Source organism: Nocardia salmonicida NBRC 13393 (genome assembly GCF_001613085.1).
Lineage (GTDB): Bacteria > Actinomycetota > Actinomycetes > Mycobacteriales > Mycobacteriaceae > Nocardia > Nocardia salmonicida.
On the sequence record NZ_BDBR01000010.1, the window covers coordinates 301,554 to 327,852 of the forward strand.

Below are 26,299 nucleotides of genomic sequence, written 5' to 3' on the forward strand. Positions count from 1 at the left end.
GCCCCCGCCAGCTGGAGTGCTGGTCGGGGGCCTTCTTCGTGTGTGCCCTCGGCAGGAATCGAACCTGCGGCCTTCTGCTCCGGAGGCAGACGCTCTATCCCCTGAGCTACGAGGGCGGGATAGATGCCGGTCGCGGTGAGGCGATCGGGCAGCGACAGCGTATCGCATCGAGTGCGGTGCGCCAAAAACCGTGCCGGACCGGGGATGGGCCGGTCCGGCCTCGGGGGTCAGTTGAGGGGGAGGGGAGTGGCGTTGCGGGTGGCGAGCATGGTCGTCATCAGCTGGGATTCGCCCTCTTGGGTTTTCGCCATGGTGGCTGCGAGGGTGCGGACCGCGGTGGTGTCGGCGTGCTCGGCGGCGTAGTCGAGCATCGGGACGCCACCCTGGTGATGGCGCAGCATCAATTGCAGGAACATCGTGTCGAGGGCGGGGCCGGTGGACTGGCGCAGCGCGGTCATCTCTTCCTGGCTCGCCATGCCGGGCATCTGCTGCATCGGGCCCGACATCGCGGGTTCGGCCGCGCTGCCGCCGTGGTGGCCCGCACTGCCGTGGTCGTCGGTCATCCAGCCCATATAGCCGTCGACGTTCTGGTTGGACTCGCCCCACAGCTGCAACCAGGCCTGCATGCGGCCGATCTGGTTCTGCTGGGTGGTCAGGATGTCGTAGGCGAGGCGGCGCACGTCGTTGTCGGTCGAGGCGATCAGCGCCACGCCTGCCATGTCGACGGCCTGGGCGTGATGGGCCGACATGTCCTGGCTGAAACCGATGTCGACAGCGCTGGGCTCGGGTTCGGAGTTCTTCTCCAGCGGCATCCGCAACAGCACGCCGGCCACCGCGCCGAGCAGCAGCAGACCGATCGCACCGAGGACGAGCACCGCCCCGGCCGGGCGACGCGCGCTCGACTCGGGTGCGGTGTCGTCGGATTCGACCGCGCTTTCTTCCGTGCTCACTACTGGCCCGAGGGCAGGCCGCCCGGCATCGGGATGTTCGGCAGGCCGGGGATGCCCGAGCCCGTGCCGCCGCCACCGAGTTCGGTCGGGTCCTGAGTCAGGCCCTTACCGTCCATCGGGACCGCTTCGGGGCCGTAGGGCGAGGAGTCGAACGGTGGCGGGTTGTTCGCGTCGAAGATCGGGTTCGAGCAGCTCGCGCCGACCTCGGGGTAGGCGTACGGGTTCTCGCGCAGGGCTGAGATGAACTGCTTGATCCGCGCGTCGTCGGCATTGTCCAGCTTGAGCTGGTGGCCCCACGACTGCAGCGAGATCGCCGAGTCGAGACCCGGGTACGGCGACATCAGCGAGTACTGACGGCCCTTGACGAAGTTCGACAGCGTCTCGACACCGGCCGCGTCGACCTTGTCGGGGTTGTACGCGATCCAGACCGCGCCGTGCTCGAGCGAGTGCACCGCGTTCTCCATGCGGATCGGCTTGGCGTACACGGTGCCCGTGCAGTTCGCCCACGCGCCGTCGTGCGGGCCACCGAAGGCGGGGGCCTTGTCGTAGGCCACGCGCTGGCTGGCGGTCACGTGCAGACCGGCCGGGTACTGCGACTTCACGACGCCGTCGATCTTCGCCGAGGGGTCCTGGTTCTCCTTGGAGGGCACCCATTCCTTGAGATCGGTCTGGGCTTCCCGGATCGCGGCCTGGTCCATGTACTTGGGCACCAGGCTGTAGGCGAGGAGGCCGACCAGCGCGACGATGGCGAGGCCCGCGCCGAGCAGGGCCCATGGCGTGTCCCGCTTCTTGCCCGGAAGGTTGCCCTTGCGGGTCTTGCGGGACGGAGACGACTTCCCCGCGGCCCGCACGGCCTTGGCTGATGTGGCGCTGGTCCTGCTAGGCATCGCTCGTTGTGCTCTTTCGACGTGTGGATCGGTGGGTTCGTGGCGGGCGGTAGTGGTTGCAAGGGGCCCAGCCAATAGGATAGAGACTCGTGACTCCAGCTGACCTTGCAGATCTCCTTCGTACCACCGCGGCGAAGGTGCTTGTCGAACGCGGACTGGACTCGTCGGTCCTGCCCGAGCAGGTCACAGTGGAGCGTCCGCGCAACCCCGAACACGGCGACTATGCCACGAATGTAGCGATGCAGGTGGCCAAGCGGGTCGGAACCAACCCCCGTGAGCTGGCCGGCTGGCTGGCCGAGGCGCTGTCGGCGACCGAGGGTATCGATGTGGCCGAGATCGCCGGGCCCGGATTCCTGAACATTCGCCTCGCCGCCTCGGCACAGGGTGCGATCGTGAGCCAGATCCTGGCCGCGGGGGAGATCTACGGCACCGGGTTCGCGCTGGCGGGCACCAAGATCAACCTCGAATTCGTCTCGGCGAACCCGACCGGTCCGGTGCACCTGGGTGGCACCCGCTGGGCCGCCGTCGGCGACGCGCTGGGTCGCATCCTGGCAGCTCAGGGCGCCGACGTGACGCGCGAGTACTACTTCAACGACCACGGCGCGCAGATCGACCGCTTCGCGAAGTCCCTGGTCGCGGCCGCGCTGGGCGAGCCGACCCCCGAGGACGGGTACGCGGGCGAGTACATCTCCGAGATCAGCGCGGGCATCGTCGCCGCGCATCCCGAGGTGCTCACCCTGCCCGCCGAAGAGCGTCACGAGGTGTTCCGCAGCGAGGGCGTACAGCAGATGTTCGCCCAGATCCGGGCGGATCTGCACGAGTTCGGCACCGATTTCGACGTGTACTTCAACGAGAGCGAACTGTTCGCCTCCGGCGCCGTGGAACAGGCCGTCGAGCAGCTCAAGAACTCGGGCAACCTGTACGAGAAGGACGGTGCGTGGTGGATCGCCAGCACCGAATACGGCGACGACAAGGACCGCGTGGTCCTCAAGAGCGACGGCAACGCCGCCTACATCGCCGGTGACATCGCCTACTTCCAGAACAAGCGTGGCCGCGGCTTCGACCTGGCCATCTACATGCTCGGCGCCGACCACCACGGCTACATCGGCCGGTTGAAGGCCGCCGCGGCCGCGTTCGGTGACAACCCCGACACCGTCGAGGTGCTGATCGGCCAGATGGTGAACCTGGTGCGCGACGGCGTCGCCGTGAAGATGAGCAAGCGCGCGGGCACCGTGGTGACCCTCAACGACCTGGTCGAGCAGATCGGCGTCGACGCCTCGCGCTACTCGCTGGTGCGTTCCTCGGTGAACTCGAGCATCGACATCGACCTGGACCTGTGGACCAAGGCGAGCAGCGAGAACCCGGTCTACTACGTGCAGTACGCGCACTCGCGGACCAACAGCATCATCGGCAACGCCGCGAAGTATCCCGAATTCGCTTCGGTGGCACCGGATTTCGCGCTGATGACCTCCGGTCGCGAAGGCGACCTGATCCGCACCCTCGGCGACTTCCCGCGCGTGGTCGCCACCGCCGCCGATACCCGCGAACCGCATCGCATCGCCCGCTACCTCGAAGAACTGGCCGGTGTCTACCACCCGTTCCAGTCCGACGACGACATGCGCGTGCTCCCCAAGGGTGACGACGCCGTCACTCCGCTCAACGCGGCCCGGCTCGAACTGGTCAAGGCGACCCGCCAGGTGCTGGCCAACGGCCTGGCCCTGCTCGGCGTGAGCGCACCGGAGCGCATGTGAACACCGGCAAGCTTTTCAGGAAGGACGCACCGCAATGAGTGCACACCCGGCCGGTCCCCGGCACGCAGAGATCCCGCACGCACCGAGTCTGGCCGAGCGCCCGACCGATCCGAGGGAGATGATCGACCTCCCCGCGAACGTCTGGCCGCGCAATGCCTCGCGCGCTGACGACGGTGTGGTCCGGCTGGCGGGCGTGCCCGTCACCCAGCTCGCCGAGCAGTACGGCACGCCGCTGTTCGTGATCGACGAGGACGATTTCCGTTCGCGCTGCCGCGACATGGTGGCCGCGTTCGGGGCCAACGCCCGCGTGCACTACGCGTCCAAGGCGTTCCTGTGTGGCGAGATCGCGCGCTGGATCCGGGACGAGGGCCTTTCCCTCGACGTGTGCTCCGGCGGCGAGCTCGCGGTCGCGCTGAACGCCGGTTTCCCGGCAGAGCGCATCGCGCTGCACGGCAACAACAAGTCGGTGCCCGAGCTCGAAGCCGCCGTCACCGCCGGTGTCGGGCACGTGGTCGTCGACTCGCTCTACGAGATCGAGCGGCTCGAAGCGGTCGCCGGTGCGGCGGGCGTGGTGCAGGACGTGCTGGTCCGCGTGACCGTCGGCGTCGAAGCGCACACCCACGAGTACATCTCCACCGCGCACGAGGACCAGAAGTTCGGCTTCTCGATCGCCGGCGGCGACGCCATGGAAGCGCTCGCGCGCGTCTTCGAGGCCGACAACCTGCGTCTGGTCGGTCTGCACAGCCACATCGGCTCGCAGATCTTCGAACTCGACGGCTTCGAGATCGCCGCGCGCCGCATGCTCGGCCTGCTGCGCGAGGCCATCGACAAGTTCGGCATCGACCGCACCGCCCAGATCTCGACCCTGGATCTCGGCGGCGGCCTCGGTATTTCCTACCTGCCGAGCGACAACCCGCCCCCGCTGGGCGAATTCGCCACCAATCTGCGCGCCCTGGTCGCCGCCGAGGCCGCCCGTGCCGGGCTGCCGGAGCCGACCATCGCCGTGGAACCGGGCCGCGCCATCGCCGGTCCGGGCACCGTCACCCTGTACGAGGTCGGCACCATCAAGGATGTCGAACTCGACGGTGGCGCGCGCCGTCGCTACGTGAGCGTGGACGGCGGGATGAGCGACAATATCCGCCCCGCGCTGTACCAGGCCGACTACGATTGCCGTCTGGTCTCGCGCTCGTCGGACGCCCATGCGGTCGTGGCCCGCGTGGTCGGAAAGCATTGCGAGAGTGGCGATATCGTCATTCGTGATACCTGGATGCCCGCCGACGCGGCCCCCGGCGACCTGGTGGCCGTTGCCGCGACCGGTGCGTACTGCTATTCGATGTCGAGCCGCTACAACCTGCTCACCAGGCCCGCCGTGGTCGCGGTGCGTGACGGTGCGTCGCGACTGATTCTGCGCCGGGAAACGGTGGCGGACCTGCTCAGCCTGGAGGTGGAAGAATGAACGGCACCAAAGATGCGGGGCGTCCGCTCGGCGTAGCCGTGCTCGGGATGGGCACTGTCGGTACCGAGGTGGTTCGCGTGCTGCGCGATCACGCCGATGACCTGCGTTCGCGCGTCGGAGCGCCGCTCGTGCTGCGCGGTGTCGCCGTGCGCGACATCAGCAAGGACCGCGGTCTGCCCGCCGAGCTGCTCACCACCGACGCCGCCGCGCTCGTCGCCCGCGACGATGTCGACCTCGTGGTCGAGGTCATGGGCGGCATCGACCCCGCCCGCAAGCTGATCGGCGACGCGCTCAACGCGGGCAAGTCCGTCGTCACCGCCAACAAGGCGCTGCTGGCCGACTACACCGGTGAACTCGCCGCCGCCGCCGAGGGCAGCCGCGCCGATCTGTACTTCGAGGCCGCCGTGGCCGGTGCGATCCCGGTGGTCCGGCCGCTGATCCAGTCGCTGTCGGGTGACCGGGTGAACAAGGTCGTCGGCATCGTCAACGGCACCACCAACTTCATCCTCTCCGCGATGGACGAGACCGGCGCCGCCTACGACGACGTGCTCGCCGAGGCCACCGCGCTCGGCTACGCCGAGGCCGACCCCACCGCCGATGTCGAGGGTTACGACGCCGCCGCCAAGGCCGCGATCCTGGCCTCGCTGGCGTTCCACACCCGGGTGACCGCGGCGGACGTCTACCGCGAGGGCATCTCCAAGATCACCGCCGAAGACCTCGAGACCGCGTCGGCTGTCGGCTGCACGGTGAAGCTGCTCGCCATCTGCGAGCGCGTCTCGGCCGGTCCGGGCGAGCCGACGCTGGAACAGGGCGGCAAGGATCGCGTCTCGGTGCGGGTCTACCCGGCGCTCATCCCGCGCAAGCACCCGCTGGCCTCGGTCAACGGCGCGTTCAACGCGGTGGTCGTGGAAGCCGACAACGCCGGTCGCCTGATGTTCTACGGGCAGGGCGCCGGTGGCGCCCCCACCGCGTCGGCCGTGCTCGGCGACCTGGTGATGGCCGCGCGCAACAAGTTCTACGGTGGTCGGGCACCCGGCGAATCGGTTTATGCTGAGCTGCCGATCGCGCCGATCGGTGACACCCCCACCCGCTATCACGTGAACCTGCAGGTGGAGGACCGTCCCGGCGTGCTCGCCGCGGTCGCCGACACCTTCGCCCAGCACGGGGTGAGCATCTCCACCGTGCGTCAGCAGGGCCACGGCGACGGCGCCCGACTCGTGGTCGTCACCCACCATGCGGTGGAGTCGTCGCTGGCAGATACTGTCGCCGTATTGGCGGACATGGAATCCGTCACCGCTGTGACCAGCGTTCTCAGACTGGAAGGCACAGAAGAATGAGGCGGAATGTGCGCGGCGTCGCCGACATTCGCACCGCATCGTACGCAGAAGACACGCGCGCGCACGGTTGCGCCGCGACGCAGGGAGCGTTGGCATGAGCACGACTGGAATCGCACCGCAGTTGGGCGTGCACTCGCGCTGGCCCGGTCTGATCGCTGCCTACCGCGACCGCTTGGCCGGTGCGGCCGACTGGGAGCCGGTGACCCTGTTCGAGGGCGGTACCCCGCTGGTCCCCGCGCCGCACCTGTCCGCGCTCACCGGGTGCGAGGTGTACCTCAAGGTCGAGGGTGCCAACCCGACGGGTTCGTTCAAGGACCGCGGCATGACCATGGCGATGACCGACGCCAAGTACCGCGGTCAGAAGGCCGTGCTGTGCGCGTCGACCGGCAACACCTCGGCCTCGGCCGCGGCGTACGCCACCCGCGCCGGCATGGAATGCGCGGTGCTGATCCCGCAGGGCAAGATCGCGATGGGCAAGCTGGCCCAGGCCGTGATGCTCGGCGCCAAGATCATCCAGGTCGAGGGCAACTTCGACGACTGTCTCGAGCTGGCGCGCAAGGTGACCGCGGAGTTTCCGCAGGTCGGCCTGGTGAACTCGGTGAACCCGGCGCGTATCGAAGGCCAGAAGACCGCCTCGTTCGAGATCTGCGACGTGCTCGGCAAGGCGCCCGATGTGCACGTGCTGCCGGTCGGCAACGCGGGCAACATCACCGCCTACTGGCGTGGATACCGCGAGTACCACGCCGACGGCATCACCTCGGTGCTGCCGCGCATGCTCGGTGTGCAGGCCGCCGGTGCCGCGCCGCTGGTCAACGGTGCGCCGGTGAAGGACCCGGAGACCATCGCGACCGCTATCCGGATCGGCGCCCCGGCGTCGTGGAACGGTGCGATGGAGGCCAAGGAGCAGTCCGGTGGCGCCTTCCGCGCGGCCACCGACGACGAGATCCTGGCCGCCTACCGCCTCGTCGCCGCGAAAGAGGGCGTCTTCGTCGAGCCCGCGTCGGCCGCGAGCGTGGCCGGTCTGCTGGCCGCGCGCAAGGAAGGCTGGCTGGATTCGGGCCTGACCGTCGTGTGCACCGTGACCGGCAACGGTCTCAAGGACCCCGACAACGCGCTGGCCGGAATGCCGGAGGTCAAGCCGATCGCGGTCGACCCGGTCGCTATCGCCCGTGAACTCGAGCTGGCCTGAGTTGACCGCACCCGAGCCCACGCTGATGACAGCGACGCTGCCCGCCGGTCTCGAAGTGACCGTGCGCGTTCCCGCCTCCACGGCCAATCTCGGTCCCGGATTCGATTGTCTCGGAATGGCATTGGGCATCTACGACGAAATCGTGGTGCGCACTACCGCATCGGGACTCGACATCCGTGTCGAGGGTGAAGGCGCCGACGACGTGCCTTGGGGCCCAACACATCTGGTGGTCCGCGCGATCGAGCGCGGACTGGAATCGCTGGGTGTGTGGGCCGACGGTCTCGACGTGGTGTGCCGCAACGTGATTCCGCACTCGCGTGGGCTCGGTTCCAGCGCGTCGGCCGTGGTCGGGGGACTGGCCGCGGGCGCCGGGCTGGCCGCGAAGTTCGACCCCGCGCTGCGCATGGACGACGACCGGCTGGTGCAGCTCGCCTCGGAGTTCGAAGGCCATCCCGACAATGCCGCTGCCAGCGTGCTCGGGGCAATCGTGGTGTCGTGGACCGAAACCGATGCCGCGCAGACCCGCGCCTACCGGGCCGTGCGGCTCACCCCGGCGTCGGCTCTTCGCCCGGTGGTGCTGATCCCACAGGAACGCTCCTCCACGGCGCACACCCGAGGGCTGCTGCCCGAGCAGGTGCCCCACGGCGACGCGGCGTTCAACGTCAGCCGGGCGGCGCTGGCCGTCGTCGCGCTGACCGAACGCCCCGATCTGCTGATGTCGGCCACCGCCGACCGGTTGCACCAGACCCAGCGTGCACCCGCGCTACCACTCACCACGAAGTGGATCGAGCTGCTGCGCGCGGCGGGAATCGCGGCGACGGTTTCGGGCGCAGGCCCGACTATTCTCGCGCTGACCACCGAAGAATTCCCCGATGACCTGCGCAAACAGGCCGAATCGGACGGTTTGCGCGTGGTCGAGCCCGGCATCGCCGCCGGAGTATCGATCGACTGACGGCGTGCCTGCCTTGCCGTTGTTCGCAATAGGCAGCTATTCTGAGCAAGTCCGTACATCGTGCGCATCAGACGCCGGTGCTTCATCAGGGCAATCGCTCCCCTCACCACTGTCTTCTGGTGGCGAAGGCCTCCGGTCCTCCCGCGGCGGGTAGTACGGCACAGGCGTCGAACATGGACGCATAATCCGAGCTCGGCATATGTTGCCGGGTCTACGGAACGGAACCCTCGAATCAGCACACGGCATTCGAGGGAAGGAAAGGACTTCCGTGACAGAAACGGACCTGCTCGCGACACCCGGGGTGGATTCCAACCCTACGAACTCGGGCAGCCGCGAAAGTGAATCCGGACAGATTTCGAAAATGAGCGAACAAACCGACGTCGCACGATCGGGGCTGACTGGAATGCTGTTGCCGCAGTTGCGCGCACTGGCGGGGGAGCTCGGTATCCGAGGTACCTCCGGAATGCGTAAGGGCGATCTCATCGCCGCTATCAAGGAAAATCAATCCGGAGCGCCGGCCAAGGGTGACAAGCCCGCCGCCGTGACGGCCGCCGCGCCTGTCGCGAACGAAGCGCCCGCCAAGAGCCAAGCGCCTGCCAAGAGCGAAGCGCCTGCCAAGAGCGAAGCGCCCGCGAAGGTGGAGAAGTCCGCCAAGGCCGAGAAGCAGGCCGCGCCCGCCGAGAAGCAGGCTCCCGCCGAGGTCAAGGCCACCGAGGCCAAGACCGTCGAGGCGCAGGCCGACCCGGCCGCGACCGAGCAGGTCAAGACCGATGCCCCCGCCGAGGCAGGCGAGGATTCCGGTCGCGACGGTGGTCAGCGTGGTCGTGGCAGGCAGCGCCGTGGGCGTGACCAGGCCCGTTCCGGTGGTGGCGACAATGCCCCCGCCGAGAACCGCGCCCCCGCCGAGAACCGCGCCGAGGAGACCAAGCAGGCCGATAAGGCCGAGGGCGGCGACCAGGGCGAACGCCGACGCGATCGTGGCGACCGCAACGGTGCCGAGCGCAACGAGCGCAACGGCAACGACCGTGGCGGCAACGACCGTGGCGAGCGCACCGGTGGCGAGCGTAATCAGAACGAGCGCAACCAGAACCAGAGCCAGAACGGCAACACCGGCGGTAATCGCGGTCCCCGCGACGACCGTGGTGGTGACGACGAGGAAGGCGGCCGCGGTCGCCGGGGTCGTCGATTCCGCGAGCGTCGTCGTGGTCGTGACCGCGATGGCGGTCCCGTCGGCGGTGGCCAGACCGAGGCCCGCGACTACGACATTCGCGAGGACGACGTCCTGCAGCCGGTCGCGGGCATTCTCGATGTCCTCGACAACTACGCGTTCGTGCGGACCTCCGGCTACCTCGCCGGCCCCAACGACGTGTACGTGTCGATGAACCTGGTCCGCAAGAACGGCCTGCGCCGCGGTGACGCGATCACCGGTGCGGTGCGTGCCCCGCGCGACGGCGAGCAGAACAACCAGCGACAGAAGTTCGACCCGCTGGTTCGCCTGGACACCGTGAACGGTGGCGAGCTCGAAGCAGCGCGTCGTCGTCCGGACTTCCAGAAGCTCACCCCGCTGTACCCGAACGAGCGCCTGCGCCTGGAAACCGCGCAGAACAAGCTCACCACGCGCGTGATCGACCTGATCATGCCGATCGGTAAGGGCCAGCGTGCGCTGATCGTGTCCCCGCCCAAGGCGGGTAAGACCACGATCATGCAGGACATCGCGAACGCGATCGCGATCAACAACCCCGAGTGCTACCTCATGGTTGTCCTGGTCGACGAACGTCCCGAAGAGGTCACCGATATGCAGCGTTCGGTGAAGGGTGAGGTCATCGCCTCCACCTTCGACCGCCCGCCGGGTGACCACACCTCCGTCGCCGAGCTCGCCATCGAGCGTGCCAAGCGTCTGGTGGAAATGGGCAAAGACGTTGTGGTGCTGCTCGATTCGATCACCCGATTGGGTCGTGCGTACAACAACTCCTCGCCTGCGTCGGGCCGCATCCTCTCCGGTGGTGTCGACTCGACCGCGCTGTACCCGCCGAAGCGTTTCCTCGGCGCGGCACGCAACATCGAGAACGGTGGCTCGCTCACCATCATCGCCACGGCGATGGTGGAGACCGGTTCCACCGGCGACACGGTGATCTTCGAAGAGTTCAAGGGCACCGGCAACGCCGAGCTCAAGCTCGACCGCAAGATCGCCGAGCGGCGCGTGTTCCCCGCGGTGGACATCAACCCGTCGAGCACCCGCCACGACGAGCTGCTGCTCTCGCCCGACGAGATGGCTGTCGTGCACAAGCTGCGGCGCGTGCTGTCGGGTCTGGACTCGCACCAGGCGATCGATCTGCTGATGGATCGTCTGCGCAAGTCCAAGAACAACCTCGAGTTCTTGATGACGGTCTCCAAGACCGCACCGAGCGCTCTCGACGAGTGATCGTCTAGAACTACTGGCAAGGGCCTCGCTTCGGCGGGGCCCTTGTTTCGTTCTCGGCGCGCCTCCGCCGATGGACTGACCGGAGGGTGCGACGAAGGAGTGCCCGCAGGGAGGGAAGCGGCGGAGTCAAGCGCCGAGAACCGCGGCGCCAGCCGCTGTGTAGCAGGGAACAAACCGGAGGTGGGGGGTGTTCTGAGTGAGTGCGGCCTGATCTGGCATACTGGACCGCTGTGTGTCTGCGAGTTCTCGCAGACTCCCGCCTAGTCGGTTCCGGTTCACGTACTCCACTCCATGGAGCTACGACCCGGCGACCATTATCGAGAGGACGCCCATGAAGGCAGGAATCCACCCCACGTACGTCGACACCACCGTTGTGTGTGGTTGCGGCAACACCTTCCAGACTCGCTCCACCAAGGAGTCCGGCCAGATCTCGGTCGAGGTCTGCTCGCAGTGCCACCCGTTCTACACGGGCAAGCAGAAGATCCTCGACACCGGCGGCCGCGTGGCTCGCTTCGAGGCTCGCTACGGCAAGCGCGCGGGTGCCAAGACGGCCGAAGACGCCTCCTAGTTACCTCCCCCGACGCCCGGTACTGCATCAGCAGGCCGGGCGTCGGTGGTTTCTCTGCCCGAGGTAATCGCTTTTCCACACCATAAGGAACCTTCTGTGACGCAGCCGTCCGCTATCGACGACATCCTGGCCGAGTACGCGGGCTTGGAGATGCAGCTCGCCGATCCGTCGTTGCACAACGACGCGGGTGCGGCGCGACGGGTGGGTAAGCGGTTCGCCGAGTTGGCACCGGTGATGAGCACCTATCGCAAGCTCGAGACCGTGCGCGACGATCTGGAGGCCGCCCGTGAGCTGGCCTCCGACGATGCCTCGTTCGCCGCGGAGGTGCCGGGGCTGGAGACACAGCTGGTGGAACTGGAGCAGGCTCTCGCCGACTTGCTCGCCCCGCGCGACCCGCACGACGGGGACGACGTGGTGCTCGAGGTGAAGTCCGGCGAGGGCGGCGAGGAATCCGCGCTGTTCGCGGCGGATCTGGCCCGCATGTATATCCGCTACGCCGAGCGGCACGGGTGGAAGGTCGAGACCCTCGATGTCACCTATTCCGACCTGGGCGGATACAAGGACGCGACATTGTCGATCAAGAGCAAGGACGCCGCGCGCGACGGGGTGTGGTCGCGATTCAAGTTCGAGGGCGGCGTGCACCGGGTGCAGCGCGTGCCGGTGACCGAATCGCAGGGCCGCATCCATACTTCTGCCGCGGGCGTGCTGATCTACCCCGAGCCCGACGAGGTCGAGCAGGTACAGATCGACGAGACCGACCTACGCATCGACGTCTACCGGTCCTCCGGCAAGGGCGGCCAGGGCGTCAACACCACCGACTCCGCGGTCCGCATCACTCACCTGCCGTCGGGCATCGTGGTGACCTGCCAGAACGAACGCTCCCAGTTGCAGAACAAGGCGCGCGCCATGCAGGTGCTCGCCGCGCGGCTGCAAGCGCTGGCCGAGGAGCAGGCCGACCAGGAAGCCGCGGCCGGTCGCGCCAGCCAGATCCGTACGGTCGACCGCTCCGAGCGGATCCGCACCTACAACTTCCCGGAGAACCGGATCGCCGATCACCGGATCGGGTTCAAATCGCACAATCTCGACGCGGTCCTCGACGGTGATCTCGACCCCCTGCTCGACGCGCTCGGCAAGGCGGATCGCGACGCGCGCATGGCTGCCGAGTGATCGGCATGAGCGGACTGACACAGTGACCGAACGTCTCCGGTTGCGGCCGCTGATCGTCGAAGCCGCCGCGCGGCTGGCCGAGGCGGGCGTCGGTTCGCCGATGCCCGACGCGGAGAACCTGGCCGCCCATGTGCTCGGCACCGAGCGCATGCGGCTGGCGTTGATCCCGATGGTCGAGCCCGAGATCGCCGACCGGTACCGCGCGCTGATCGAACAGCGGGCCGCGCGAATTCCCTTGCAGCACTTAACCGGAACGGCGGCGATCGGGGAGATCGACCTCGCAGTCGGCCCCGGCGTCTTCGTGCCTCGCCCGGAGACCGAACTGCTGTTCGCGTGGGCGCTGGCCTACCTCGAGACTCTCCCGCGCGACCACGCGCCGATCGTCGTCGACCTGTGCACGGGCTCGGGCGCGTTGGCCTTGGCCATCGCCCACGCCCGCCCCGACGCCGAGGTCCACGCCGTCGAGCTCGACCCCGATGCCCTCGCCTGGGCCCGCCGCAACGCCGACGCCCGCATCGCCGACGGTGACACCCCGGTCACCCTCTACGCCGGTGACGTCACCGACCCGGCCCTGCTCACCGCGCTGGCGGATACCGTCGACCTGGTCGTCGCCAACCCGCCCTACATCCCCGAAGCCGCGATCCTCGAACCCGAGGTAGCCGACCACGACCCCCATCGAGCCCTTTTCGGCGGCCCGGACGGCCTCGACGTCATCCGGGCGATGATCCCCACCATCGCCCGGCTCCTGCGCCCCGGCGGCGCCACCGCCATCGAACACGACGACACCAACGGTGGGGGAGTGGCTGCCCTGCTCGCGACAGCCGGCTTCACCGAGATCGTCGAGCACCCCGACCTCGCCGACAAGCCCCGCTTCGTCGTCGCACGCCTCGGCTAACTCCGATCGGGCGGAATCCGCGAGGTCGAACCAATGCTCTCGCGACCCGGCGCTTCCGAGCGCACTCCGAGCAACTCTCACGACGGCTGATCTCGAGAGAGCATGGGTAACTCGCCGGGCACGTCCAAAAGTCCCCCCACATCTCGCCGCAGGCCCGGCAGCTAGACTCTTGCCGCACCCGAAGACCGCAGAGTCTCGGGGAGGCGGAAATGCAAAAAATTCGCGGAGAGGCGGAAACGCTGTGAGTACCGTCTATGACTGTGCTGAGGCTGATTCGCGGGCGGCGGGCATCACCGCCGCGACCAGCGCGTTGAAGTCCGGGCGATTGGTCGTCATGCCGACGGACACGCTCTACGGCCTCGCCGCCGACGCGTTCGATTCCGCCGCGGTGAGTGACCTGCTGGCGGCCAAGCGGCGTGGGCGGGATATGCCGGTGCCGGTGCTCGTTGGGTCGTGGCACACCATCGATGGGCTGGTGTTCTCGGTGCGACCGCAGGCGCGGGATCTGATTCGCGCGTTCTGGCCCGGTGCGCTGAGTCTTGTTGTGCAAGCCGCGCCCTCGCTGGCGTGGGATCTCGGTGATACCCGCGGCACGGTGATGTTGCGGATGCCGTTGCATCCGGTGGCGCTCGAACTGTTGCGTGAGGTCGGGCCGCTGGCCGTGTCCAGCGCCAATGTGTCGGGGCAGCCGCCCGCGACCACCGCCGCGCAGGCGCGCGAGCAGCTGGGTTCACTGGCGAGTGTGTATCTCGACGGTGGTCCGGCCGAGCACGCCGTTGCCTCGACGATCGTCGATCTCACCGCGGATCAGCCGCGGGTGTTGCGGGAGGGTGCTGTGTCGGTGGCCGATATCGCGGAGGTGCTCGGGATGGTGCCGGAAGCCCTGATCAGTTCCGCGCAGCGGTGATCGCACGCCGCTGATGAGCTCAGTCGTTCCCCTGCGCGAGCTACTGCTCGTGCTGCTCGTCTCGGCCACGGTGACCTTCCTGGCCACCGGTGGTGTCCGGGTGCTCGCTATCGCGTTCGGCGCGGTGGCGGTGCCGCGTGAGCGCGATGTGCACGTGAAGCCGGTGCCGCGAATGGGCGGTGTCGGCATGTATGTCGGTGTCGTCGCCGCGGTGTTGTTCGCACACCAATTGCCCGCGCTGCGAAGAGGTTTCGACTACGCCCCGGATATCCCGGCGGTGCTGGTCGCCGCGACGATCATCGTGGTCGTCGGCATCGTCGACGACCGGTGGGGCCTGGACGCGCTCACCAAATTCGTCGGCCAGATCACCGCGGCGGGCGTCATGGCCGTGATGGGCCTGAGCTGGTATGTGATCTATAACCCGTTCAACGACACCACCGTGGTGCTCGACGCGTTGCAGGGCGGTCTGGTCACCGTCGGCATCACCGTCACCCTCGTGAATGCGATGAACTTCGTCGACGGATTGGACGGCCTGGCCGCCGGCCTCGGTTTGATCTGCGCGACCGCGGTTTTCGTGTTCTCCATCGGTTTGCTCTACGACCAGGGCGGTTCGGTCGACACCTATCCGCCCGCGTTGCTGGCCGCCGCGCTGGCGGGCGCCTGCCTCGGATTTCTGCCGCACAATTTCTCGCCCGCCCGAATATTCATGGGCGATACCGGCTCGATGATGATCGGTTTGATCCTGGCCGCGGTATCCACCGGCGCCTCCGGCCGAATTCCGCTGCAGGGTTACGGCCCGCGCGACATTGTCGGTCTGCTGTCACCGCTGTTGCTGGTCGGCGCGGTGATGTTCATTCCGGTGCTCGATCTGTTGCTGGCGATCGTGCGGCGAGTGCGTGCGGGCGTGAGTTTCTCCACACCGGACAAAATGCATCTGCACCACCGATTGCTCCAGATCGGACATTCGCACCGGCGCGTGGTCTTGCTGATTTATTTATGGGTCGGCGTACTCGCGTTCGGCGCGGTGGGGACTTCCTTGATGGATAGACGCCTCGTTGTCCTGCTGGTGGCAGGCGGATTGGTGTTCGCGCTGGTAGTGACCGCGATCCCGTCGGTGCGTAGGTCGGAGTCGACGCAGCACTGAGTTCGGCGCGCAAGGTAAAGTCCGGGCCGTGAGCTTTACACCCGAAACCGTGCCAGGCCCCGACGCTCCTCTGCGCGCCGCGCTGCGCTACGGCCTGATCGGCCTCGGCGTGCTCGTGGTCGTCTCCGTTGCGATCGCCTCCGCGGTGGCCGGGACGGCCGGTCTGTGGGGCGCGCTGCTCGGCGCCGCGATCGGTGGTGGGTTCATCCTCACCACGGTCGTCGCGGTGCTGCTCGGCGCGAAGCTGCCGCCGACCATGGCCGGTGCGGTGATGCTGGTCAGCTGGGTCGGCAAGATGCTGGTGGCGCTGCTGGTCATCGTCGTGCTCAACCAGTTCGACTTCTACAGCAGGCCCGCGCTGTTCTTTACGGTGGTGGGGGCCCTGCTGATCGTCCTCGGTGCCGAGACGTACGGCGTTGTGAGCCAGAAGGTTCCGTACGTCACGACACGCGCGGGAGACAGCGAAACGGCTTCCGAGCAGGAATAATCCCACCCAGCTACACACTGTCGTAGATAGCTTGGTAAAGTGTTGGTAAGCAAGCACCCAAGCTAGAGGCTCGGCCCGACAAACTCGGGGCATTGCCTCGAGTTACCAGGGGGGATCCTGACGATCCCACCCGGTGCCGCTATGCTTACTGCCGATCCGGGTGGAATGTGCCCGGTTGAAGCATGTCGACGATGTCGCCGACGCCCGAACAGAAGCCGATACGGGTTACACCGTACGAGCGGCTGTCGAATTTCGAGCCGACCAGAGTCGACCCCATTGATCGTCAATGTCCGATCGAACCGCGGGAATGACCGTCGTACCCGCGGCCCGAACACGGGAGAGAACGCTGAGCGTCATCACTTTGGCGGCGGGCGAGTTCCACGCGCCATCGCTGTCCGACTTCTTCCCTCCAGCAGTGCTGTTCGAGGGTACGCCGTTCGAACTCGATCGTCTGATGCTGGTCCGCCTGTTGATGACCGCCGTTGTGGTGATCGTGTTCGTGCTGGCTTTCCGCGCACCGAAGATCGTGCCGCGCGGCCTGCAGAACGTGATGGAAGCCGGTGTGGTTTTCGTCAAGGAGCAGATCGCCGACGAAGTACTCGGTAAGGAAAACGGTAAGAAGTTCCTGCCGCTGCTGGCGACGATCTTCTTCACGGTTCTGTTCCTGAACTTCTCCGGTGTGATTCCAGGATTGAACATCTCGTCCAATGCGCGCATCGGCATGCCGCTGGTCTTGGCCGCGATCGTGTACATCACGTACAACTTCGTCGGTATCCGGAAGTACGGGTTCTTCTCCTACATCCGGCACAGCATCGTCGTTCCCGACGTGCCGATCGCGCTGCACGTGCTGCTGATCCCGATCGAGTTCATCTCGACCTTCATCCTGCGCCCGTTCACGCTCACCGTGCGACTCATGGCCAACATGCTGGCCGGCCACATCATGCTGGTGCTGTTCTTCAGCGCGACCTGGTACTTCCTGTTCGACGCCACCGCGTGGATGAAGATCTTCTCGCCGTTCTCGCTGCTGGCGGGCATCGGGTTCACGCTGTTCGAGCTGCTGGTCATCGCGCTGCAGGCCTACGTTTTCGCCCTGCTGGCCGCTGTGTACATCGGCGAAGCACAGCACGCTGCCGACCACTGACCTGACTGAAACAACTACCGGAAACCTGCTACACACGCCGACCGGCGGGTGAGCAACAGAAAGGGAAAGATTCATGAGCCTCGCTTACCTGGCCCAGGAAGCCGCGACCACCGAGAGCACCTTCAAGGGCTTCGGCGCCATCGGCTACGGTCTGGCCGCGATCGGCCCCGGCATCGGCGTGGGTATCGTCGTCGGTAAGGCCATCGAGGGCATCGCTCGCCAGCCCGAGCTGTCCGGCCAGATCCGTACCACCATGTTCCTCGGTATCGCGTTCACCGAGGCCCTGGCGCTGATCGGCCTCGTCGCCGGCTTCATCTTCTGATTCCGATGCGCGAACTCATCACGCTCGCAGCTGAGGGTGGAGAGGATGTGAATCCTCTCGTTCCCGAAACGTACGACATCGTCTGGTCGATCGTCTGCGTCGTCATCATCGGCGTGCTCTTCTGGAAATACGTGATCCCGCGTGTGACCAAGACACTCGAAGAGCGCACGGACAAGATCGAAGGCGGTATCGCCAGGGCCGAAGCAGCCCAGGTCGAGGCGCAGCACACGCTGGAGCAGTATCAGCAGCAGCTGGCCGACGCCCGGCTCGAGGCCGCGCGCATCCGTGAGGAAGCACGCACCCAGGGTCAGCAGATCCTCGCGCAGATGCGCACGGATGCCCAGGCCGAAAGCGACCGCATCGTCGCCGCCGGTCACTCCCAGCTGGAAGCCCAGCGCCAGCAGATCCTGACGGAGCTGCGTTCCGAGGTCGGCCGTACGGCAGTCGACCTGGCCGAGAAGATCATCGGTCAGTCTGTTTCGGACGAAGCCAAGCAGGCGGCGTCGATCGACAAGTTCCTCAGCGAACTCGACGACACCGACGCCATCGGGGTCGGAAGGTAGCGACGCGAAAGTGAGAAGCATGTACGCAGCGAGCCGCGAGGCCAGTACCCGGTCTCGCGAGGCGCTTCGGGTCGCTCTGACCGGAAGCGAAACTGTTGCGGCCACAACGGGGTCGGAACTGTTCGCCGTTGTCGCCGTGCTGGACGACCAGCGTTCGCTGCGTGTGGCGCTCGCGGACGCCTCGGTGCCGGGTTCGGCGCGCGCTGAACTCAGTGAGCGGGTCTTCGGCGGCAAGGTCAGCATTGCCACGCAGGCAGTGCTGACCACCGCGGTGGCACAGAACTGGTCACGCACCCGCGATCTGGTCGACACCCTGGTGCTGCTCGGGCAGGAGGCTCTGCTGGAGTCGGCCGCCGTCGGTGGCCGGCAGGACGCGGTGGAGGACGAGCTGTTCCGGCTCGGACGCATCGTCGCCGACAACCCGCAGCTGGAGCAGGCTCTCTCCGATCACGGCAAGCCCGCCTCGGCGCGGCGCGAACTGATCGAGCGGCTGCTCACCGGCAAGGTCGAGCCGGTCACCCTGGCGCTGGCCGAGCAGGCGGTGACCCGCCTGCGGACCAACAACATCGGCGTCGCCCTCGACGCCCTGTCCGATCTGGCGGCGGCCCGTCGTGACCAGATCGTCGCCCACGCGCACTCGGCGGTCGAGCTGACCGATCAGCAGAAGGCGAAGCTGTCGGCTTCCCTGCGGCGGATCTACGGCAAGGCGGTCACCGTGCACGTGCAGGTCGACCCGACGCTGCTGAGCGGCGTCGTCGTGCGCGTCGGAGACGACGTGATCGACGGCAGCGCCACCGGCCGACTGGAGAAGCTGCGTCGGGCACTGTCCTGAAAAGGGCGCTCAACGCAGTATTTTTCCGACCCCCGACATTCGAGACCACAGCGAGAGCAGGAACAACATGGCGGAGCTGACGATCTCCTCCGACGAGATCCGTAGCGCGATCGAGAGCTACACCCAGAGCTACACCCCGGAAACCTCCATCGAAGAAGTCGGCGTCGTGACCGATACCGGCGACGGTATCGCGCACGTCAGCGGCCTGCCTTCGGCGATGGCCAACGAGCTGCTCGAGTTCCCCGGCGGGGTTCTCGGCGTCGCGCTGAACCTCGAGGACACCAACATCGGTGCCGTCATTCTCGGCGAGTACGCCTCGCTGGAAGAGGGCCAGCAGGTCCGTCGCACCGGCGACGTGCTCTCGGTCCCGGTGGGTGACAAGTTCCTCGGTCGCGTCGTCAACCCGCTCGGCCAGCCGATCGACGGCCTGGGCGAGATCGAGTCCGACGAGCGCCGCGTGCTGGAGCTGCAGGCCGCGTCCGTGCTGGAGCGTCAGCCGGTCGAAGAGCCGCTGGCCACCGGTATCACCGCGATCGACGCGCTGACGGCCATCGGCCGCGGCCAGCGTCAGCTGATCATCGGCGACCGCAAGACGGGCAAGACCGCCGTCGCGATCGACGCGATCCTGAACCAGAAGGCGAACTGGGAGACCGGCGACGTCGACAAGCAGGTTCGCTGCATCTACGTCGCGATCGGCCAGAAGGGCTCCACCATCGCGGGCGTCAAGACCGCGCTCGAGGAGCACGGCGCGATGGAGTACACCACCATCGTCGCGGCCCCGGCCTCCGATTCCGCCGGCTTCAAGTGGCTGGCTCCGTACACCGGTTCGGCCATCGGCCAGCACTGGATGTACCAGGGCAAGCACGTCCTCATCGTGTTCGACGACCTGACCAAGCAGGCCGAGGCGTACCGCGCCATCTCGCTGCTGCTGCGTCGTCCGCCGGGCCGCGAGGCGTACCCCGGTGACGTCTTCTACCTGCACTCCCGTCTGCTGGAGCGTTGCGCGAAGCTGTCCGATGAGATGGGCGCCGGCTCGATGACCGGTCTGCCGATCATCGAGACCAAGGCCAACGACGTCTCGGCGTTCATCCCGACCAACGTCATCTCCATCACCGACGGCCAGGTCTTCCTCGAGTCCGACCTGTTCAACAAGGGCGTCCGCCCGGCGATCAACGTCGGTACCTCGGTTTCCCGCGTCGGTGGCGCCGCTCAGACCAAGGCCATGAAGAAGGTCGCCGGTTCGCTGCGTCTGGAAATGGCGCAGTACCGCGAGCTGGAGGCGTTCTCCGCCTTCGCCTCCGACCTCGATGCCGCGTCGCTGGCGCAGCTCGAGCGTGGCGCCCGCTGGGTCGAGCTGCTCAAGCAGGACCAGTACTCCCCGGTCTCGGTCGAGGATCAGGTCGTCTCGATCTTCCTGGTCGACGCCGGCTACTACGAGTCGGTGCCCGTCGCCGACGTGCGTCGCTTCACCAATGAGCTGCTGGAGTACCTGCACGGTGCGACCCAGTCCTCGTTCGACGCGCTCGAGGGTGGCAAGAAGCCGCTCGCCGGCGAGGCCGCCGACGCGATCAAGGCCGAAACCGACAAGTTCAAGCAGGGCTTCCTCGATTCGGACGGCAATCGCATCGTGAACGAGGCTGCCGCGGGCGAGCTGGACCACGAAGAGGTCGAGTCGCTGTCGGTCACTCGCAAGCACGTCGACAAGTAAGCCGGGTCATGATGTCGGCAATTTCCGATCTGGCGAATGAAGGGAGTGTGAACCGCTAGTGGCAAGTTTGCGCGAATTGCGCTCCCGCATTCGTGGTGTGAATTCGATCAAGAAGATCACCAAGGCTCAGGAACTGATCGCGACCTCGCGAATTTCCAAGGCCCAGGCCAGGGTTGCGGCTGCCAAGCCGTACGCCGAGGAGATCACCAAGGTCCTCGGCGAACTGGCGAGCGCGTCGAAGAACCTGTCGCACCCGCTGCTGACCGAGCGTGCCAACGCTCGTCGGGCCGCTGTCCTGGTGATCACCAGTGACAGCGGTATGTGCGGTGGCTACAACTCGAACGTGCTCAAGCGTGCCGAGGAGCTCATGACCTCGCTGCGTGGCGACGGCAAGGAACCCGTTCTGTACGTGATGGGCAGTAAGGGCATCACGTACTACAAGTTCCGCAACCGTCCGTTCCAGGCGTCGTGGGCAGGCTTCTCCCAGCAGCCCAAGTACACCGACGCGTCGGCCGCGTGCAAGCACCTGGTCGAGGCCTTCATGGCCGGCTCCGACGGCGAGGTCCCCTCGCTCGACGAAACCGGAACCATCGAGGGTGTCGACGAGCTGCACATCGTGTACACCAAGTTCGTGTCGATGCTGACCCAGAACCCGGAGGTGCGCCGTCTGGCGCCGATCCAGGTCAGCTACGTCGACGAGAACTACGAGCTCGGCGACGACATGATGTCGGACTCGCCGAACGCGGTGGCCACGGCACAGTACGAGTTCGAGCCGGACGCCGATGTGCTGCTCGGGGCTCTGCTGCCCAAGTACATCAACACGCGTATCTACGCATCGTTGCTCGAGGCAGCGGCATCCGAGTCCGCGGCTCGGCGCACCGCAATGAAGGCGGCGACCGATAACGCCAACGAGCTGGCCAATGTGCTCCAGCGCGAGGCGAACTCGGTGCGTCAGGCCCAGATCACGCAGGAAATCAGCGAAATCGTCGGCGGCGTCAATGCGCTGGCGTCGAGCTCGGACCGCGACTAAGTAGCGCAGGAAGAGAACCAATCTAATGACCGCAGCTGTCACTCAGGACAACGCGAAGAAGGCGGGCGAAACCGCTGGTCGCGTCGTCCGTGTCATCGGCCCCGTCGTGGACGTCGAGTTCCCGCGTGGCGCCATTCCCGAGCTGTTCAACGCTCTGAACTCCGACATCGAGCTCCCGTCGGTGGCCAAGACCCTCACCCTCGAGGTCGCTCAGCACCTCGGCGACAACATCGTGCGCACCATCTCGATGCAGCCGACCGACGGCCTGGTCCGTGGCGCGACTGTCACCGACACCGGCAAGCCGATCTCGGTGCCCGTCGGCGACATCGTCAAGGGCCACGTGTTCAACGCCCTCGGTGACTGCCTCGACACCCCCGGCCTCGGCCGGGACGGCGAGCAGTGGGGCATCCACCGTCAGCCGCCGAGCTTCGACCAGCTCGAGGGCAAGACCGAGATCCTAGAGACCGGCGTCAAGGTCATCGACCTGCTGACCCCGTACGTCAAGGGCGGCAAGATCGGTCTGTTCGGTGGTGCCGGTGTCGGCAAGACCGTTCTGATCCAGGAGATGATCACCCGTATCGCTCGCGAGTTCTCGGGCACCTCGGTGTTCGCGGGTGTCGGTGAGCGTACTCGTGAGGGCACCGACCTCCGTCTGGAAATGGAAGAGATGGGCGTCCTTCCGGACACCGCCCTCGTCTTCGGCCAGATGGACGAGCCGCCGGGCACGCGTATGCGCGTGGCCCTGTCGGCGCTGACCATGGCGGAGTACTTCCGCGATGTCCAGCACCAGGACGTGCTGCTCTTCATCGACAACATCTTCCGTTTCACCCAGGCCGGTTCCGAGGTCTCGACCCTGCTGGGTCGCATGCCTTCGGCCGTGGGTTACCAGCCGACGCTGGCGGACGAGATGGGTCAGCTCCAGGAGCGCATCACCTCGACCAAGGGTCGCTCGATCACCTCGCTGCAGGCGATCTACGTCCCCGCCGACGACTACACCGACCCGGCGCCGGCGACCACCTTCGCCCACCTGGATGCGACGACCGAGCTTTCGCGCCCGATCTCGCAGAAGGGCATCTACCCGGCCGTCGACCCGCTGACCTCGACCTCTCGTATCCTCGAGGCTTCGATCGTCGGCGAGCGCCACTTCCGGGTTGCCAACGAGGTCAAGCGGATCCTGCAGAAGTACAAGGAACTGCAGGACATCATCGCCATCCTCGGCATGGACGAGCTCTCCGAAGAGGACAAGGTCCTCGTCGGTCGCGCCCGTCGCCTGGAGAAGTTCCTCGGTCAGAACTTCATCGTCGCCGAGAAGTTCACCGGCCAGGTCGGCTCGGTCGTTCCGCTGGAACAGACCATCGACGACTTCGACCGTGTCTGCAAGGGCGAGTTCGACCACTACCCGGAGCAGGCGTTCAACTCCTGCGGTGGTCTCGACGACGTCGAGGCAGCCGCGAAGAAGATCCTCGGGAAGTAGTCCACTATGGCGGAGATGACAGTTGATCTCGTAGCTGTCGAGCGCAAGATCTGGTCCGGCCAGGCTTCGTTCGTCAGCGCGCAGACCACCGAAGGTCAGATCGGCATCATGGCAGGCCACGAGCCGCTGCTCGGTCAGCTCGTCGAGGGCGGCACGGTTTCCATCGTGTCGACCGACGGCGAGCGGATCGTCGCCGCTGTGCACGGCGGCTTCTTCTCGGTCACCGCCGACACTGTGCGTGTGCTGGCCGAGTCCGCGGATCTCGCGGGTGAGGTCGACGTCGACGCGGCGCGCAAGGTGCTCTCCGACGCGAGCGCCACCGAGGTGGAGCTGCGCGCGGCGCAGGGCCAGGTGCGCGCGGTCGAAGCGACCGTGACCGACTGATCGCAGTAGAACAACGCTCTGCCGGCGAGGAACTTCGGTTCCGCGCCGGCAGAGTTGTTTGCGCAGCGTTTTCGCGGGGATGAACGATCCGGCCGGAGCGTCCCGTGGCGGTCGTGATTGAATGGGGGAGCGGGGGTCTTGTGACACCGGCAAGAACGAAAGGGCGTACAGCATTGCAAACCGGGATGGTTCTCCTGATCATTCTGGTGCTGACGCTCGTGTTCGTAGCCGGTGCGTCGACATATCGCCTGGTGATGTTGCGCCGAGGGGGCACGGCCGCGCTACTACGCGCGCTGCCCGCGCGCGGCGGCCACGGCTGGCGGCACGGGCTCATTCGCTACGACGAGGACCGCCTCGTCTTCTTCAAACTGACCAGCTTGAAATTCGGTCCCGACTCCACGGTGCATCGGCAGGGTCTCGAGATCGTCGAGCGCCGAGCGCCGCAGGGCGACGAATTCGACATCATGACCGATGACATCGTGGTGGTAGCCGTCACCGATCCGCAGAGCAGTTTCGAGCTAGCGCTCGACCGCGGTTCGATGGCGGCTTTTCTGTCCTGGGTGGAGTCGCGACCGTCCGATCGCGCCCGCCGTACTCGTGGAGGCCCATCGTGAGCGTGCATCTGACCCGGATCTATACCCGTACGGGTGACGACGGCACGACCGGTCTCAGCGACTTCTCTCGCGTCGCCAAGAACGATCCACGGCTGATCGCCTACGCCGACTGCGACGAAGCCAATGCCGCACTCGGTGTCGCCGTCGCCCTCGGTGCGCCCGAACCCGCTGTGCTGACGGTGTTGCGCCAGATCCAGAACGACCTGTTCGACGCGGGCGCCGACCTGTCCACCCCGGTTGTCGCCGAACCGAAGTACCCGCCGCTGCGCATCACCCAGCCCTACATCGACCGGCTCGAGAAGTGGTGTGACGAGTTCAACGACGGTCTGGCACCGCTGAATTCGTTCATCTTGCCCGGAGGCACGCCGTTGGCTGCGTTGTTGCACACAGCCCGCACCGTGGTGCGGCGCGCCGAGCGATCCGCGTGGTCCGCCGTCGAAACACACCCTGACGACACCAGTGTGCTGCCCGCGAAATATCTGAATCGACTCTCGGACCTGCTGTTCATCCTCAGCCGCGCCACCAATCCTTCCGGCGATGTGTTGTGGCAGCCCGGCGGCGGGCTGCCACGCTGAAAGCGACTCTCCGACGCGGAGAATCGGTCGGTTTCTTGTTCTTTCGTGGCAGGGGGGCGTGTCGTCGCGTGACGGTCGATAAGCTGGCGTGGTGAGCGAACGGTTTCTGGTCTCCGGCGGCAATCGACTCGTCGGCGAGGTCGCGGTCGGCGGCGCGAAGAACAGCGTGCTGAAGCTGATGGCTGCCTCGTTGCTGGCCGAGGGCACGACCACCATCACCAACTGCCCCGACATCCTCGATGTCCCCTTGATGGCGGAGGTGCTGCGCGGCCTCGGCTGCGATGTGACGATCTCCGACGACGTCGGCGGCGACAACTCGGTGGTGACCATCGATACCCCCGCCGAACCCAAGTACCACGCGGACTTCCCCGCGGTGACCCAGTTCCGCGCTTCGGTGTGTGTGCTCGGTCCGCTGATGGCGCGCTGCAAACGTGCCGTGGTGGCGCTGCCCGGTGGCGACGCGATCGGTTCGCGTCCCCTCGACATGCACCAGGCGGGCCTCCGACTGCTCGGTGCGACCAGTGCGATCGAGCACGGTTGCGTCGTGGCGTCGGCCGAACAGCTGCAGGGCGCGCGGATCCGCCTCGACTTCCCGTCGGTGGGCGCGACCGAGAACATCCTGATGGCCGCGGTCCTGGCCGAGGGGGAGACGGTCATCGACAACGCGGCGCGCGAGCCCGACATCGTCGACCTGTGCACCATGCTCGTCCAGATGGGTGCGCAGATCGACGGTGCCGGTTCCTCCGTGCTCACCGTGCAGGGCGTCAAGAGCCTCTCGCCCACCACACACCGGGTGATCGGCGACCGCATCGTCGCCGCCACCTGGGGGATCGCCGCCGCGATGACCACGGGCGACGTCCGTGTCACCGGGGTCAACCCCAAGCACCTCGCCCTGGTGCTGGACAAGCTGCGCTCGGCCGGTGCGCGAATCTCCTACGAGCCCAACGGCTTCCGTGTGGTGCAGGCCGAACGTCCGCGCGCGGTGAACTTCGCGACGCTGCCGTTCCCCGGTTTCCCGACCGACCTGCAGCCGATGGCCATCGGCCTGGCCGCCATCGCCGACGGCACCTCGATGATCACCGAGAACGTCTTCGAGGCGCGGTTCCGTTTCGTGGAGGAGATGATCCGACTGGGCTCCGATGCCAGGACCGACGGTCACCATGCGGTGGTCCGTGGGATCCCGCGCTTGTCGAGTGCGCCGGTCTGGTCTTCCGACATCCGCGCGGGAGCGGGCCTGGTCCTGGCCGGCCTCGTCGCCGACGGCGTCACCGAAGTGCACGACGTCTATCACATCGACCGCGGTTATCCGAGGTTCGTCGAGCAGATGCAGGCGCTCGGGGGGCAGGTCGAACGGGTCGATGCGCCGAAATAGACCCTCTGACCAGCCGATTTGACTTCGCGTTTGTCGGCACGTAACTTTATTCGAGTCAGAGCGACACGGACACCGACTCAGCCACTGGCTGGGACACGAGGTAGAACGTTGAGCGCCTGACTGATCATGTGTTCAGGGTTACATCAACCGGATTTGCTTCCGGCGAATGCCT

25 protein-coding genes and 1 tRNA gene are annotated in these 26,299 nt (G+C 66.8%); 23 read left to right on the forward strand and 3 right to left on the reverse strand.

Features of this window, described 5'->3' with window-relative positions; genetic code table 11:
* Window positions 1-43 precede the first annotated feature (43 nt).
* From NS1_RS12955 to NS1_RS12965, 3 genes are all read right to left on the reverse strand, one after another.
* A tRNA-Arg gene (locus NS1_RS12955) sits at window positions 44-116 on the reverse strand.
* A 111-nt stretch (window positions 117-227) separates the two neighbouring features.
* The gene (locus tag NS1_RS12960; RefSeq protein WP_062984451.1) at window positions 228-950 is read right to left on the reverse strand and encodes a DUF305 domain-containing protein; all 723 of its coding nucleotides are present in this window, start codon (window positions 948-950) and stop codon (window positions 228-230) included.
* Complete coding sequence (locus NS1_RS12965) at window positions 950-1,837, reverse strand: thioredoxin-like domain-containing protein (RefSeq protein ID WP_062984453.1); 888 nt, start codon at window positions 1,835-1,837, stop codon at window positions 950-952. Before NS1_RS12965 ends, NS1_RS12960 begins: the two co-directional genes overlap by 1 nt.
* 89 nt (window positions 1,838-1,926) lie before the next feature.
* On the opposite strand from NS1_RS12965, the gene argS reads away from it, so the two are divergent.
* The 23 genes from argS (at window position 1,927) to murA (ending at window position 26,127) form a co-directional block, all read left to right on the forward strand.
* Window positions 1,927-3,588, forward strand: coding sequence for an arginine--tRNA ligase (argS, locus tag NS1_RS12970; protein WP_062984455.1), 1,662 nt, complete (start codon window positions 1,927-1,929; stop codon window positions 3,586-3,588).
* Window positions 3,589-3,622: 34 nt separating this feature from the next.
* Window positions 3,623-5,044, forward strand: a complete 1,422-nt coding sequence (gene lysA, locus NS1_RS12975; protein ID WP_062984457.1) for a diaminopimelate decarboxylase — start codon at window positions 3,623-3,625, stop codon at window positions 5,042-5,044.
* Window positions 5,041-6,381, forward strand: a complete 1,341-nt coding sequence (locus tag NS1_RS12980; RefSeq protein ID WP_056817919.1) for a homoserine dehydrogenase — start codon at window positions 5,041-5,043, stop codon at window positions 6,379-6,381. The genes lysA and NS1_RS12980 overlap by 4 nt, the downstream gene beginning before the upstream one ends.
* A gap of 94 nt (window positions 6,382-6,475) precedes the next feature.
* The gene (gene thrC, locus NS1_RS12985) at window positions 6,476-7,570 is read left to right on the forward strand and encodes a threonine synthase (RefSeq protein WP_056817917.1); all 1,095 of its coding nucleotides are present in this window, start codon (window positions 6,476-6,478) and stop codon (window positions 7,568-7,570) included.
* A 25-nt stretch (window positions 7,571-7,595) separates the two neighbouring features.
* Window positions 7,596-8,522 carry a homoserine kinase gene (gene thrB / locus NS1_RS12990; RefSeq protein ID WP_056819144.1) on the forward strand — a complete coding sequence of 309 codons (927 nt, stop codon included), beginning with the start codon at window positions 7,596-7,598 and terminating at the stop codon, window positions 8,520-8,522.
* A 403-nt stretch (window positions 8,523-8,925) separates the two neighbouring features.
* On the forward strand, window positions 8,926-10,944 hold the full coding sequence (gene rho / locus NS1_RS12995; protein WP_062984547.1) for a transcription termination factor Rho: 2,019 nt from the start codon (window positions 8,926-8,928) through the stop codon (window positions 10,942-10,944).
* A 331-nt stretch (window positions 10,945-11,275) separates the two neighbouring features.
* Window positions 11,276-11,512, forward strand: coding sequence for a 50S ribosomal protein L31 (gene rpmE, locus NS1_RS13000; RefSeq protein ID WP_056817915.1), 237 nt, complete (start codon window positions 11,276-11,278; stop codon window positions 11,510-11,512).
* A 96-nt stretch (window positions 11,513-11,608) separates the two neighbouring features.
* Window positions 11,609-12,679, forward strand: a complete 1,071-nt coding sequence (gene prfA, locus NS1_RS13005) for a peptide chain release factor 1 (RefSeq protein WP_062984459.1) — start codon at window positions 11,609-11,611, stop codon at window positions 12,677-12,679.
* A 22-nt stretch (window positions 12,680-12,701) separates the two neighbouring features.
* Window positions 12,702-13,574, forward strand: a complete 873-nt coding sequence (gene prmC, locus NS1_RS13010; RefSeq protein ID WP_062984461.1) for a peptide chain release factor N(5)-glutamine methyltransferase — start codon at window positions 12,702-12,704, stop codon at window positions 13,572-13,574.
* A gap of 241 nt (window positions 13,575-13,815) precedes the next feature.
* Window positions 13,816-14,481 carry an L-threonylcarbamoyladenylate synthase gene (locus NS1_RS13015; RefSeq protein ID WP_056817909.1) on the forward strand — a complete coding sequence of 222 codons (666 nt, stop codon included), beginning with the start codon at window positions 13,816-13,818 and terminating at the stop codon, window positions 14,479-14,481.
* A gap of 13 nt (window positions 14,482-14,494) precedes the next feature.
* A complete protein-coding gene (locus NS1_RS13020) occupies window positions 14,495-15,625 on the forward strand; it encodes an MraY family glycosyltransferase (protein WP_062984462.1) in 1,131 nt (376 codons plus the stop codon).
* 28 nt (window positions 15,626-15,653) lie between these two features.
* Window positions 15,654-16,112: a Cg1360 family ATP-synthase-associated protein gene (locus NS1_RS13025; protein WP_056817905.1), complete on the forward strand. Its 459-nt coding sequence runs from the start codon at window positions 15,654-15,656 to the stop codon at window positions 16,110-16,112.
* A 307-nt stretch (window positions 16,113-16,419) separates the two neighbouring features.
* Window positions 16,420-17,253: a F0F1 ATP synthase subunit A gene (atpB, locus tag NS1_RS13030; protein ID WP_482809861.1), complete on the forward strand. Its 834-nt coding sequence runs from the start codon at window positions 16,420-16,422 to the stop codon at window positions 17,251-17,253.
* A 73-nt stretch (window positions 17,254-17,326) separates the two neighbouring features.
* On the forward strand, window positions 17,327-17,575 hold the full coding sequence (locus NS1_RS13035) for an ATP synthase F0 subunit C (protein WP_056817903.1): 249 nt from the start codon (window positions 17,327-17,329) through the stop codon (window positions 17,573-17,575).
* 5 nt (window positions 17,576-17,580) lie between these two features.
* On the forward strand, window positions 17,581-18,138 hold the full coding sequence (locus tag NS1_RS13040) for a F0F1 ATP synthase subunit B (protein WP_056817902.1): 558 nt from the start codon (window positions 17,581-17,583) through the stop codon (window positions 18,136-18,138).
* Between the two features lie 19 nt (window positions 18,139-18,157).
* The gene (locus tag NS1_RS13045; RefSeq protein WP_062984464.1) at window positions 18,158-18,970 is read left to right on the forward strand and encodes a F0F1 ATP synthase subunit delta; all 813 of its coding nucleotides are present in this window, start codon (window positions 18,158-18,160) and stop codon (window positions 18,968-18,970) included.
* A gap of 67 nt (window positions 18,971-19,037) precedes the next feature.
* Window positions 19,038-20,678: a F0F1 ATP synthase subunit alpha gene (gene atpA / locus NS1_RS13050; RefSeq protein WP_056817898.1), complete on the forward strand. Its 1,641-nt coding sequence runs from the start codon at window positions 19,038-19,040 to the stop codon at window positions 20,676-20,678.
* 58 nt (window positions 20,679-20,736) lie between these two features.
* Complete coding sequence (locus tag NS1_RS13055; protein ID WP_062984466.1) at window positions 20,737-21,708, forward strand: F0F1 ATP synthase subunit gamma; 972 nt, start codon at window positions 20,737-20,739, stop codon at window positions 21,706-21,708.
* Window positions 21,709-21,733: 25 nt separating this feature from the next.
* Window positions 21,734-23,182: a F0F1 ATP synthase subunit beta gene (gene atpD / locus NS1_RS13060; RefSeq protein WP_056817894.1), complete on the forward strand. Its 1,449-nt coding sequence runs from the start codon at window positions 21,734-21,736 to the stop codon at window positions 23,180-23,182.
* A 6-nt stretch (window positions 23,183-23,188) separates the two neighbouring features.
* Window positions 23,189-23,566: a F0F1 ATP synthase subunit epsilon gene (locus NS1_RS13065; RefSeq protein ID WP_056817892.1), complete on the forward strand. Its 378-nt coding sequence runs from the start codon at window positions 23,189-23,191 to the stop codon at window positions 23,564-23,566.
* A 185-nt stretch (window positions 23,567-23,751) separates the two neighbouring features.
* The gene (locus NS1_RS13070; protein ID WP_056817890.1) at window positions 23,752-24,180 is read left to right on the forward strand and encodes a DUF2550 domain-containing protein; all 429 of its coding nucleotides are present in this window, start codon (window positions 23,752-23,754) and stop codon (window positions 24,178-24,180) included.
* On the forward strand, window positions 24,177-24,755 hold the full coding sequence (locus tag NS1_RS13075) for a cob(I)yrinic acid a,c-diamide adenosyltransferase (RefSeq protein ID WP_062984468.1): 579 nt from the start codon (window positions 24,177-24,179) through the stop codon (window positions 24,753-24,755). Before NS1_RS13070 ends, NS1_RS13075 begins: the two co-directional genes overlap by 4 nt.
* 91 nt (window positions 24,756-24,846) lie before the next feature.
* Complete coding sequence (murA, locus tag NS1_RS13080; protein ID WP_056819138.1) at window positions 24,847-26,127, forward strand: UDP-N-acetylglucosamine 1-carboxyvinyltransferase; 1,281 nt, start codon at window positions 24,847-24,849, stop codon at window positions 26,125-26,127.
* Window positions 26,128-26,299 lie beyond the last annotated feature (172 nt).

Coding starts and splice junctions, on each gene's coding strand:
- NS1_RS12965 (WP_062984453.1), bottom strand. CDS start 1,837: ATGCCTAGCAGGACCAGCGCCACATCAGCCAAGGCCGTGCGGGCCGCG.
- lysA (WP_062984457.1), top strand. CDS start 3,623: ATGAGTGCACACCCGGCCGGTCCCCGGCACGCAGAGATCCCGCACGCA.
- NS1_RS12980 (WP_056817919.1), top strand. CDS start 5,041: ATGAACGGCACCAAAGATGCGGGGCGTCCGCTCGGCGTAGCCGTGCTC.
- thrC (WP_056817917.1), top strand. CDS start 6,476: ATGAGCACGACTGGAATCGCACCGCAGTTGGGCGTGCACTCGCGCTGG.
- thrB (WP_056819144.1), top strand. CDS start 7,596: ATGACAGCGACGCTGCCCGCCGGTCTCGAAGTGACCGTGCGCGTTCCC.
- rho (WP_062984547.1), top strand. CDS start 8,926: ATGCTGTTGCCGCAGTTGCGCGCACTGGCGGGGGAGCTCGGTATCCGA.
- rpmE (WP_056817915.1), top strand. CDS start 11,276: ATGAAGGCAGGAATCCACCCCACGTACGTCGACACCACCGTTGTGTGT.
- NS1_RS13020 (WP_062984462.1), top strand. CDS start 14,495: ATGAGCTCAGTCGTTCCCCTGCGCGAGCTACTGCTCGTGCTGCTCGTC.
- atpB (WP_482809861.1), top strand. CDS start 16,420: ATGACCGTCGTACCCGCGGCCCGAACACGGGAGAGAACGCTGAGCGTC.
- NS1_RS13035 (WP_056817903.1), top strand. CDS start 17,327: ATGAGCCTCGCTTACCTGGCCCAGGAAGCCGCGACCACCGAGAGCACC.
- NS1_RS13040 (WP_056817902.1), top strand. CDS start 17,581: ATGCGCGAACTCATCACGCTCGCAGCTGAGGGTGGAGAGGATGTGAAT.
- NS1_RS13045 (WP_062984464.1), top strand. CDS start 18,158: ATGTACGCAGCGAGCCGCGAGGCCAGTACCCGGTCTCGCGAGGCGCTT.
- atpA (WP_056817898.1), top strand. CDS start 19,038: ATGGCGGAGCTGACGATCTCCTCCGACGAGATCCGTAGCGCGATCGAG.
- atpD (WP_056817894.1), top strand. CDS start 21,734: ATGACCGCAGCTGTCACTCAGGACAACGCGAAGAAGGCGGGCGAAACC.
- NS1_RS13065 (WP_056817892.1), top strand. CDS start 23,189: ATGGCGGAGATGACAGTTGATCTCGTAGCTGTCGAGCGCAAGATCTGG.
- NS1_RS13070 (WP_056817890.1), top strand. CDS start 23,752: ATGGTTCTCCTGATCATTCTGGTGCTGACGCTCGTGTTCGTAGCCGGT.